Annotated in this window: 5 protein-coding genes; all 5 read right to left on the bottom strand. The window is 48.3% G+C overall.

The features are described from left to right. Positions 1-3 precede the first annotated feature (3 nt). The 5 genes from OCV37_RS07395 to OCV37_RS07375 all read right to left on the bottom strand — a co-directional run bounded on the left by OCV37_RS07395 (position 4) and on the right by OCV37_RS07375 (position 11,178). Entirely contained in the window at positions 4-1,038 is a 1,035-nt protein-coding gene (locus tag OCV37_RS07395; protein WP_038179351.1) for a methyltransferase, read from the bottom strand. A gap of 64 nt (positions 1,039-1,102) precedes the next feature. Next, a complete protein-coding gene (locus tag OCV37_RS07390) occupies positions 1,103-3,658 on the bottom strand; it encodes an aminotransferase class III-fold pyridoxal phosphate-dependent enzyme (protein WP_038179352.1) in 2,556 nt (851 codons plus the stop codon). Next, positions 3,655-6,243 (bottom strand): biosynthesis protein PigD, encoded by a 2,589-nt coding sequence (locus OCV37_RS07385; RefSeq protein ID WP_051680407.1) that lies wholly within the window; start codon positions 6,241-6,243, stop codon positions 3,655-3,657. The genes OCV37_RS07390 and OCV37_RS07385 overlap by 4 nt, the downstream gene beginning before the upstream one ends. A 217-nt stretch (positions 6,244-6,460) precedes the next feature. Beyond that, positions 6,461-9,121: a PEP/pyruvate-binding domain-containing protein gene (locus tag OCV37_RS07380; protein ID WP_038179356.1), complete on the bottom strand. Its 2,661-nt coding sequence runs from the start codon at positions 9,119-9,121 to the stop codon at positions 6,461-6,463. Further along, positions 9,118-11,178, bottom strand: coding sequence for a DUF6041 domain-containing protein (locus OCV37_RS07375; RefSeq protein WP_051680411.1), 2,061 nt, complete (start codon positions 11,176-11,178; stop codon positions 9,118-9,120). The genes OCV37_RS07380 and OCV37_RS07375 overlap by 4 nt, the downstream gene beginning before the upstream one ends. Positions 11,179-11,679: the final 501 nt, after the last annotated feature.

Genomic DNA, 11,679 nt, shown 5'->3' with positions numbered 1-11,679 from the left:
TCCTTACTGATGGGTTGATTGAGGCTTATCACCACAGATGAGAGTCCGGGGGCCAGACAGTTCGATAATCCGAACATTTTCGAAACCGACGGTCCGGAAGCGTTCCAGATATTCCTCGGTACTGCTTTCAATGCCGCCATCGGTTGAAACCAGCATATTGAGTGAGAGCAGGGCGGTAAATTCAGGCCCTGACTTCTCATCATTCAGTGGGGTTTCAGATGCCATGAAGCGTCCGCCGGCTGGCATTGCGTCATAAATGTTTTGCAGGATAGTCAGCTGAATTTCCGGGGCGTAGTCATGAAGCATCCAGCCTAAATGAATCAAATCGTGATCCTGTAACGCCAGTTTCCCGGAAATCACATTACCTTCAATCACGTTGATTCTGTCGCCATAACCTTGGACGGCTAAGCGATCGCGCAAAAAAGCACACGCCTGAGGCAGCTCGCAAATTGTCAGATTAATGTCGGGATAACTCTCGGCGACAGCAATTGGCAATGTGCCGATACCACTGCCGATATCGAGAAATGAATGGTGTTGAGCAAAATCGTAGCCTTGGATAAATCCTTCAATGAATGGTGCGGCAAACTTTCCCAGAAACTCCTGGAAGTCAGTGACATCATCCGGATTTTGATAGAGGATATCGAACCAGCTCCGGTTATCGCCAAATACTGCCTGACGTTGATTGCTATCACTGATGACTGCGGTTTTTAGTTCTCCCCACAATGGGTATAAGAAGGTATCGATATGACGGCCTAACCATCCCAGCCACATTGGCTCACTGCTGACCAGAAATGAAGCGTGTTCCTGTGGCAAGTGGTAGCTCTCGCCCTGTTTTTCCAAATAGCCCATCGCACGTAGTGCGATCAGCATCTGTTCGACGGAGCGCAGCGGACTATTAAGTTTGTCAGCAACCATCTGAGCGCTCAAATCTTGATGATGTAAATGATCGAATAATTTTAAATCTAGAGCGGCTGTCAGTGTTTTCGCCTGAAAAAAGCCCATCATCTGATTAACGGCATCTTGTTTCGTGAGTGTCATGAAAAATTCCTTTATCGGTGTTCAGTTAATTTCAACGCTCGAATTCCATCGGGGAATTCAGCGCTCAGTTCATAAATGTCGAGAGTTCTTCACAGACATCTGCAAACGCAGCCACAAACCGTTCCATCTCTTCCTGCTCAATGATCAACGGCGGTTGAATACGAATGACGGTTGAGCTGTTCGCGGTGATAAATGTCAGAATGTTGTGATCCAGACACAACTTGGTGACAAACTTCATACAGAACATTTCACCCAGTGATTGCTCCATACGTGTCATCGCGATCTGGAGATGTTCACGGACCGGATCCGGTAAGAACTTCCATGTGGTGTGCCAGTCTCCGGGGAGGCGTGTCGCAAACTCACGCGCCGATGCAGCAACCGCGCCGGCAAAAGATTGCTCGAACTGAATGCCCAGCATCAGTCCACGCCCGCGAATTTCTTTGATAAACGGATATTGGGCCGCGATCTCTTCCAAAGCTTGTTTGAGATATTGACCGGACTTGGCCGCTCGCGTCGGCAGATCTTGTGCAACCAGCTCCCGCAGCGCATTGAGGGCAACCACAGAAGCGACGTTACCGCCACCGAATGTTGAGCTGTGAACCAAGAAACGATCAGCGGTGCCATAAGCGCGTTGCCACAGCTCTGCACGGCACAAGGTTGCGCCAATCGGTACCAGTCCGCCGGAAAGGGATTTCGAGAGCATCAGAACATCCGGTTCCAGATTGTCCCACTCACAGGCAAATAATTTGCCGGTGCGGGCAAGCCCGGTCTGAACTTCATCGACCATCAACAGCGTTCCGGTTTCCCGACAGAGTGCCTGAGCTCGTTGCAGATATCCTTCCGGGAACAGGTGCACGCCACCTTCGCCCTGAATCGGCTCAAGAATCAGCGCACCGACATCATCACGTCGGATTGCGGCTTCTAATGCGTCGAGGTCGGCGAAGGGGACTTCCACCATATTTTCTAACAGGGGTTTAAAATAGCGGCGGTGTTTGTCACGGCCGGTAAGTGACAGGGCGCCAAGGGTTTTACCGTGATAACTGTTGTTGATATACGCAATGCCCGGTTTACCCGTTGATGCTTTAGCAATTTTGATCGCCGCTTCAACGGCTTCCGTACCTGAGTTGCTGAAAAAGACGCGCCCCATGTTGCCGGGAGCGAGATAACAGAGCAGCTCAGCCAGTTTGGCAGTCTGTTCTGGAATCGAAATATACTGAATAAAGTTTGGTCCTTGTGCATCGAGGTAGTCTTTCAATGCCTTCACCAGTGGTTGCGGGTTGTGACCGAGGCTCAGACAGCCATATCCGGCGACCATATCCAGAAACTGGGTTCCGTCTGCTGTCCATAATGTGGTCCCGGATGCCCGTTGGAACACATTGTCACAATGCTGTAACCGGAGAAAATCAACCATCATGGGATTGATGTACTGACGATAACGATCCAGCGTGTCTTCACGTTCAGCAGTTTGATTCATTAATCCATCAATAAAGGCTAATTGTGCCGAGGACGAGTTATTAGCCGTCTGTTCGTAAATGTCGTGGTGGTAATAGCGTTTGAGATTGGTGACTTGCTGCCGTTCGAGACGTTCACCAAAGGACGCGAGCGGATAGGCATAAAATCCGTGTTTTTCGGCAATTTCACCGATCTCGAGTACTTTTTCCGGTGGCAGATAGCGACCGAGTGAGAATTTTTCCCGGCGTCCTTCCAAAGCCAATACAATGGTTTCGGCCATACAGCCGTTTAACTGTTGCTTGATGGTCACGTTTAATGATTCACCACCGAGTTTGACGGCATCGGTCGCGGTGACACAACCGCCGTCGATGATCAGAATGTCTTCCCGCTGCGGGCGGACATCGGTATCAACGTCCCGGGGCAGAGCGATATCAATAAATATCGAACCGGGCTGGAGACGAGCCGTTTCGATAATACCGCCGGAAGAGGTGGCACCGGCAAATAAACGGCATGACTGATAAAGCGTCTCCGGATCACCGGTCAGTGTGACACGGTGGTGATATTGTTCCGGTAAGTGACTGAGTAACTCGGCCTGATCTTTGTGACTGGCACGGTGAAGCAGATAGAGTGAATAACCTTCAGCCAACAATAACCGACTCAAAGCCAGACAGATTGATCCCGGGTAGCCAACAATAGCAATCGGCTCTTTCTCCGGGTTGATATCCAGCCATTCGGTAATCTGACGGAGGGCCCGATAACCGGCATACGTTGTCAATGAATTCCCTGAGGTCACCGGAACCGGTGATTTTTCCGCCGTAGCTTCGCCGCGTCGGCCAACAATTGACGTGAATCCGCCCAGACCGACCAGCTCTGCACCATCTTCTACCAGCTCTTCAATACCTTGTAGTACCCGTTGGGCAATCACGCGTGGCTCTGCCAACATTTCGTCGGCAACCAACGGCATATAGCGAATTATCCCTTCACAAGTCGCCCCGGTTGCAGAAGTGATCCGGGCAAAGTTCATAAATGGCACGAGGTTTTCTTTATGCCATAACGCTCGGTTGTAACCACTGTGGAGCTCATTGGAACTACGCTGCAGCAGATCCAGCATTTTGACGTAACGTTTTAAACCAACCGATGTTGGATGAGCAATGAACCCGAACTTCATGATGTGACTTCCTTTGCTTGAATTTGGTCGAATGATTGACTGGCAGACTCAGATGGACTGGCAGCCGCTGTACGTTGTTGTAATGTTTCTTTATCGCAGGGATCGCGCTGCCAGCCTTTGGCGGTCGCCAGTGAGATACCATCCCCTTCATTGTTATGGCCGAGTACCACAGAAAATAAGTTGAGTCGCTTCGGACTCGTCAGCGCATCACGGATGACCGTTTCATCAAAATGAGTCAGGGTTTGATTTTTGATCTGAAAGTCATTGATGGTCTGTTCGAATGCCGGTTGATCGAGATTCATCAGGCGCATCTGTCGGGATGTCCGGTTAAAGAGAATACGTTCCTGATAGGTATTAATGACGGATAATCCACCGTTGCATAAATAGAACACGGTAATGCTTTTATTCAGCGAATCCGGATGAGTAAGAATATTGTCGATAAATGCCGGCAACATATCAGGCACAATGCCTTTCGCCCCGTCACCAATGAAGGCAATCACATGGGTCGGACTGGTGTGCGCCAGATAGTTGGTTGCCATTAATGCATCGCCCATCAGCGCCCGGCCGTACCAGCCGGAAAATCCGCGGCGGGTTCTGGCGACATTTCTGACCGCAGAAATGCCACACCGACCCACATCATAAACGCCGGTATAGTCGTATGACTGAGTCGTAATTAAGTCTTCAATCACCCGATTGAGTTGCGAGAAGAAATAGTTTGGTGACATCGGCAGTGTTGGTAAACGACTGACCACGTCTGACGGCGAGTCCAGATAAGCACGAATCAGTGCCTGACGTTTTTCCCGCAGGCTGTCACTGACATTGAGGTTCGCTTTGACCGCCTTGAGGAAAGTCAAACAGTCCATATGAAGATGGAGGTTGGCATAAGGCGATAAATGACGTTCATCATGGGTTAATTGCACAAGATGAACCTTGTTTTCTAAGCGACCATCGGAGAAGGGCGTGGTAATTTGTGCGACACGGCTTTTGATCATGAACAGACTCTGTTCATGGAGTGGATTGATCTTATCGTTGGTATGCATGAAGTTATAGACGCGCGGACTATAACCGTAGATTGCCAGTGTGCCGAGATAGTGGGGGTTTAATTTCCCCTGATAGTATTTCGGTGCCGTACCGGGGTGTGCTAATGAATCAACCAACGCGATCCCAGCCTCGTCAGCGATCTCATGAATCAAGGCGTATTCATCATCAGTCACCGGCCCTAATTGCCAGATCAGTTTTTCCGGCCCGGCGTTGATCAGTTGCATCGCTTGATCAAATGCTTCACCGGATACCAACGCGGTATCTGAGGATTGAATCGGCAGGGTGGAGACATCACTGACCACATGATCCAAGGGCAGGCTGGACTCCAGTACATTCTGAGTGGCGAGTAACACCACCGGCCCCTGATTAAGATGATAAAGCCGGAAGACTTCCGTCAGTCCTTCCGTCATCTGACTGACATCATGAATGTAAACATGTGGGATTCGCCGGGCTTGCAGGACTTCCCGCATGTCTTCTGTCGGCGTCAGCGTCCCCTGAAAACTGTACCACTGGTTCGTCCGGTTTTCGGCAACGACCAAAATACCTTTGGCTGCCGTTTCCCGCAGATTGGCTAAGGTTCCTTTGAATTCATCCATCATGCCGGACGTCACGACACCGAGAAATGGCATCCGATAAAGTTGCCAGTTGGCGATGGCGCCACAGGCGATGGCATGTTCATTCGGACCTCGCAGGGTTAAGGCACCATGCGCCTGTGCATGTTTATCCAGATAACCAATCAGATTGGAAACGATTGAACCGGTGTAGTAGGAGAACAGCCACCGATCCGGGGTTACATCCTCGAAGAATCGGATCAGTTGATCCGCCAGAGTATTGTGGAGTGCCGCGGCACCTTCAGGTTTTACCCGGCGATTGGCGTAGTTCATTTCAAAGAAATCCATCCACAGACAAAGAAGCTCGGTCTGGAAAACTTGCGGATCCTGAGAACGTACAATCTCCCGGTATTGCTGTGGCAGATAACGACAAGGGGAACGCAGACTACGAATAAATGTCACCGTAGAAAACGTGGTATAAAACGCAGGAATCCCCGTTTTTTGCATGGCGCAATAGAATGCATCCAGATCCCGGTCGATTTTCTCGATCTGATCATCGCTTTGCCCTAAAGAGGCTTGATCGTAAAACAGCATTCCCACCTGAAATGCCGATTGTTCTTCCAGTGCATGGGAATACACGATTTTTCCGGTAGCTTCAGCCAGACTGCTGCACTGAATAACCTGAATATTGATGGCTTTTTTCTGCTCTTTGAGAAAATGAATGGCTTTACCACGCGTCTCCAGATAGAGCTCATCATATGATAAGTCGAGTAGCTGCAAAGGCAGGTCTGACTGGATGTGGACCTGATTAAATGAATAATCCCGGATATCATTCAATACACTCAGGCCAGTCTGAAAAAAGGCAGGATCTTGAGTGACGACAATCACACCGACAGTAATCGTATCCAGTTTTCTCTGAGACTGTTCTTCGTGACTGGCTTGCCAAAACTGCTCATATAAGGCGCCGGAAGCGTTTGTTGCTTGTCCTATCATGGATCGGTTCCTTGTTTTCGCTGAAATCATGGGAGTCATCCAACTCGCATGTGTACATGTTTGTAGGGGGCGATCTGTAGGCAAAAATACCGCCGTTGCCCGGTTAAAAAACGTAGCAATCCCCGTCGAGTCATCAGTGATGATTCGATGTTATGTGTTGAATCATGTTGTGGACGGTGACAGGCGTGCTGTCACCGGAGTCGTTGATTCGTTTGTCTTATGATTCCTGACGCTGGATCCTGACGTGTCCGTTATCACCATCAATAATCAGCGTGTCGCCACTCTGAATCTGTTGCGTTGCCGTTTTCAGATTTACCACTGCCGGAATTCCGAATTCACGCGCCACAATACAGCTATGGGAGAGGGCAGAGCCGATATCGGTGACCACACCACCGGCTAACGCAAAGAGCGGAGTCCAACTGGCGTCAGTAAATTTTGCGACCAAAATTTCACCGGGCTGCAATTCTCCGGCTTGGGTCTGCAAGTCGGTAATAACCCGGGCTTTGGCAACAACCTGTCCCGGACTGGCGGCTAAACCTTTTAATTGATCCGGATTATCGTCCGTATCTGACACTTTGATCTGTGGCGTGTATCCTCCGATGATTGCCATTGGGGGCTCATCCGCATGGAGATTCAATAAGTGTTGATGACGATTTTGATTGAGTAATTCGGGATCAAATGCTTCATCGGCAGATATCCGGCCGGCGACATAATCCCGAAAACGCTGAAAGTCGATATAAGGTAGATCCTCACGGCGCACGATGTTCTGTGCTTCCAGGCGTCCCAGCACTTCAAGAATGATTCGGCGATAGAACCATGTTTCAGTGATAAATGTCGGACGCGTTGCTTCGCGTCGTTCCGCCATCACACCATAGAGTTTCATCAGCATTTTCAGCTTGAATCGTCCCATTCGGGGCAACCCGCTCAGTAGTTGTTCACTGTCCTGATGACGGAGACTTTCCGTCTCTTGTAATTTCTTCTGTAAATCAACCGGATGCTGGAGATACATCTTCATCACTTGTAGTAAGTAACTTGGGTCATCACGCCAGCGTGGAATGCTGAGTTCAAACTCTTGTCTTCCCCGGGAGCCGAATTCAAATAAAAATGCTTCAAACGGCCCATGCCAGAAAGCTTGACCGTCAGGATCTTTCTGTAGGTGTTCAACCAGTTCATTCGCTTCATAGCGGTCAAACAGTTGCTTTAACTTCGGTTGTTGATTGATGGTATCAACCAGTTTGAGGATACCAAGCGTGACTTCAATCGTCCGTAGATTATTCATCGACGCTTTAATCCGATTTTGCAGGCCATTACCTTTATCGCCCAAATACGTCTCACAGGTTTCCGTTAATGCATCGTACAGCGCAAAAGATTGCAGGAAGAAGGGCATATAAGCGGCACAACTCTCCAGAAAATATTGATCGGCACGGTCCAATTCACGATTGAGATCGGCCAGCGTCATTTTACTGAAATCCAAGGCCAGAAAACGCTGTGTTTCTTGCTGACGCAGAGCAATCATTCGTTCAACAATTTTTGGAGCATGACGGACATTATGAATCTGCTGTTTGAGCCAATACCAGGCACTTTTGGCATAATCCCACCCTTGAACGCCGGGGCCATAAGGATTCTGATAGTGAGTAAAGTCAATATCGTCGGTCGCATAACGGGTGGTAAATTTCATCTCATCACGAGTCGGCGGACACTGTCTGAGCATATGGGCCGATCCGGAAATATTCAGATAGACGTGTCCCTGAATGTAGCCCATGTAGATGGTCCAGTCTGAAATATCTGCCATCCCCATTTTCTGAATGGCAGGACCGTGAATATGCTTTTGATAATATTCACAAAATGATAGGCCCAGTGGGGTCATCAGGCCGGTTACAATTTCACCGGTATCCATCCGGGAGAACAGGGCGCCATCTTTCACGGCTTGTCTGGATTCCCAAGGGTTTGCGTAAATAACGGTCGCTTCTTTTGCCTCGGTGGTGACCGGCCGAGCCTGCAGTAACCAAACTTTGTTATCTTTGACTGCCCATTCAATATCTAAATCGGTGCCGTAAATTAATCGGGCCTGACGCGCAAGGTCTTTCAGCTCACTCAAATGTTCCGGTGTCAGACTGGGTTTTTCTTGTAATGCGGCCGGCGTTGGCAGGATGGTAACATGTCCCTTTTCGTCACACTGACAATAGTGGGGTTTGTGACGGATCTCCTGGGCAATGACGTGACCAGTTTGCTTGTCGAGGGTAAAGCTATCGGTTGTGACCTGACCGGAAACGACCCCTTCACCCAATCCCCAGCAGCTATCGATGACAATATGATCTTGATTGCCGGACAGTGGATCACAAGTGAACATGACACCGGCTGCATCTGCATCGACCATCTCCTGTAAAACCACTGCGATAGCACTTTCGGAAGCATGTCCTTGGCGATAATGAGCCGCTCTGTCAGCCCAAAGCGATGCCCAGCAGGAACGAACTTTCTGCAAGACGTCTTGAATCCCCTGAACATGCAGATAAGTTTCGTACTGACCTGCAAATGACTGAGATTGTCCGTCTTCATCCAGTGCGGATGAGCGTACCGCAATACGGGGATTCTCACCCAAATCCTGATAGGCTTGTTGGATCGCCTGTTTAATGGATTCCGGGATGTCTGCATTGAGAATGGTCTCTCGTACCTGCGCCATTTCTCCGGATTCAAGCAGTGGCGCGGGGAGTGTTTCCCGAATGAATTGCTGATAAGCATCCGCGGTGACACAAAAAGCGACCGGAACGGGCAGTCCTGCATGAACTAAGTGGTTCAGCGAATAACCTTTTCCCCCCAGATGTTGATGAGCGAGTTGCTGATCACCGGAGATCCCGACAACGATATGTGCATCCGTCATAGTGCTGCTCCTGCTAGAGAATCTTCAGTTTGATGTTGAGAGAGGCTTGTATCCGGCTGAGAAGCTTGCACCTTTAGTTGTTGCTTAACGGCTTTAGCTGCCTTCAGGCCAGAGAAAACCGCACCTTCAATATTACCGATACCGACACTGTCCTGATTGGCAAACTGAATACATTTAAATGGCTGCCCTGCGGTCTTGAATATGCCACGACTATGATGTCCTTTAACCGCAGTGACCAGACCGCCGGACCAATGCCAGAGTTTGATATCCTGAATCACATTCGGATTGATACCGATGTTGGTCAGAAGTTTGGATATTTCAAAATGAGTCTGTTTTTGCAGCGATCTGAATTTTCCGTAAGCATCACGCCCTTTGCGTTCCGGCCGTGTTGTCGGCATCAGTAGTGAGAGCACTCCGACTTCAGCATGACTGTCAGGATCCATCCAGTTCGCGACCAGACAAGTGCCGGGTTTACACCAGTAGTACGGTTCATTCACCGAAGCGTACTCAGGTTCGATCATATACCCGCCAAACGCGTGACTGAGAACCGGTTTGGATAACAGGACACTGGCCATATAGTAATCTTCGTAACAAATGCTCTGAATGGCTTCAACCTGAGACTTTGGCAGGCTTGGAACATGGGGAATAATGGCGCTTTTCTGTGCCGCCCAGATGACTTGCCGGGTATTGACCTCTATCACTTGGCCGCCCACCATCAGTTGTAACTCGGCATGATCTTCAGCAAGTTGGTTGATGTTTTCCAATGTGGCATCGGTCACCATAGTCACATTTTCTTTTGCATCAAGGTAACGACATAATCCTTCACTGATACCACCATTTCCTCCGGGCAGAGCCATCAGATTGCCGCGTAAATAACCGATGAGGAAGTAAAGGCCGGCATAAGCAGAAACATCGTTGAGATCAGAACATTCAACCCGCAGCGCAACCCGAATCGCATTTTCAACTAATTTGCCAAGGACGGGCGGACGCAGATGTTGAGGGAAGTGGGCAATTTTTTCAGGTTCAAACAGATAAGTGTAGAGAGAAATATTATCCAGCAGTTCCATTTCTTCCCGAGGCCAGCCACTTTCTTCACTCCAGGGCATTTGAGGGTAGAGTCGGGTTCCGGGAGCAAATCGATCCAGAAAGCGATAGAGCTCAGCAAATGTTGGATCACCGAGTTGTTTTGATGAGCTCACATACGGTTTACCAATGATGGCGTTCACAAAGAGCTGACAGGTGAGTCCCCAGACTTCCGGCTTGAGCAGAAAAGCCGGTTTTTTGAGGAAGCCGACAATCACTTCTCCCAAACAACGCATCAGTAACATCGTATCGAAGAAAACCAACATGTCTTCTGCGTTAGAGCGGTAGCTTTTATCCAAGCCGATTTTTTTCAGAATGTACATCATTTCAGAGTCGGGGAGAGGCTCTTGAAAACAGACACCGCCGACAGGATGTTTGAGTCCCTGATAGGATTCATGACGCGCATTTCCTCCCAACGATGCCGTTTTCTCAACGATCAAGACACGTTCCTGATCAAATTCACTGGCTGCAGTCAATCCAGCGACGCCGCCACCGATAATAACAACATCATAAGCGGCACCATTTTGAGGCCGGTTCGGTTGTTCGGTCGTGGATTGAAGCTGCGAAAAATCTTGCGTAGGGAAAATGCGAAATGATGTTTTGCGTCGATACTGGTTGCGGAGCATGTACAGGGCAGCTAAAGCAAAGACGGCATCGAGTAATATGACTTGAGGTTGTGAACGGTGCAAAATCGTAACAAAAACAGCCATCATCAAGAGCTGACCGTAGATGATCCATTTTGTCCAAGGTGGATTTAGTAGCAAAATCAATCCTGAAACGAAGAGAATCGCGCCGGATAGAAGATTGAAGAACTGAGCGTGAGTACCAATCCAGGCGGAAATCCCTTCATACCAAGTTCCCTGATTTGCCACCGCTGCTATTTGGAGTTCTGCTACGACATCTTCAAACTGAGGGAAAAGTTTAGCAATGCCGGCAAGCATATATAGTACGGCGAAAATACGTTGAATAATCATTCGATAGTTACCTCTATAAAGCCTATTTCACGAACGATAATGGGAGATTATCGTTCAAAGCGGACAACTTCATCGGGCGGGTAACTTACTTTTTCCTGAAACCATACATTCTAAAAATCATATATGACACTGACCATAGAAAGACGGTAATTCTGGTTATTCAGCTCGTTATATATTCAAGAGATGCATTATTCATACAGCATTCAATCCATATCTTTTGATACAGATCAATTTTAATTAATAATTAGCTGCTTGATAAAATAAGCCTCATGAACCTAGCCCTGACGTTGTTATAGTTATGAATCAAAAAAAACAATTATTGATAATAATATGATTTATGGTTTTTTTGACGCTATACCTCGATTTTTATTTTTTATAATTTTCCATTCTATTGCGATGGTTATATGAATATTTTTATAAAGCAAGAATATTAAACTTTTAAGTCAGAATAATATTATTTAAATCATTTTTTATTCTACGTGGAAATAGTTACCACATAAT

The organism is Vibrio rhizosphaerae (assembly GCF_024347095.1).
Lineage (GTDB): Bacteria > Pseudomonadota > Gammaproteobacteria > Enterobacterales > Vibrionaceae > Vibrio > Vibrio rhizosphaerae.
This window is presented reverse-complemented; position numbering and strand designations above follow the sequence as displayed.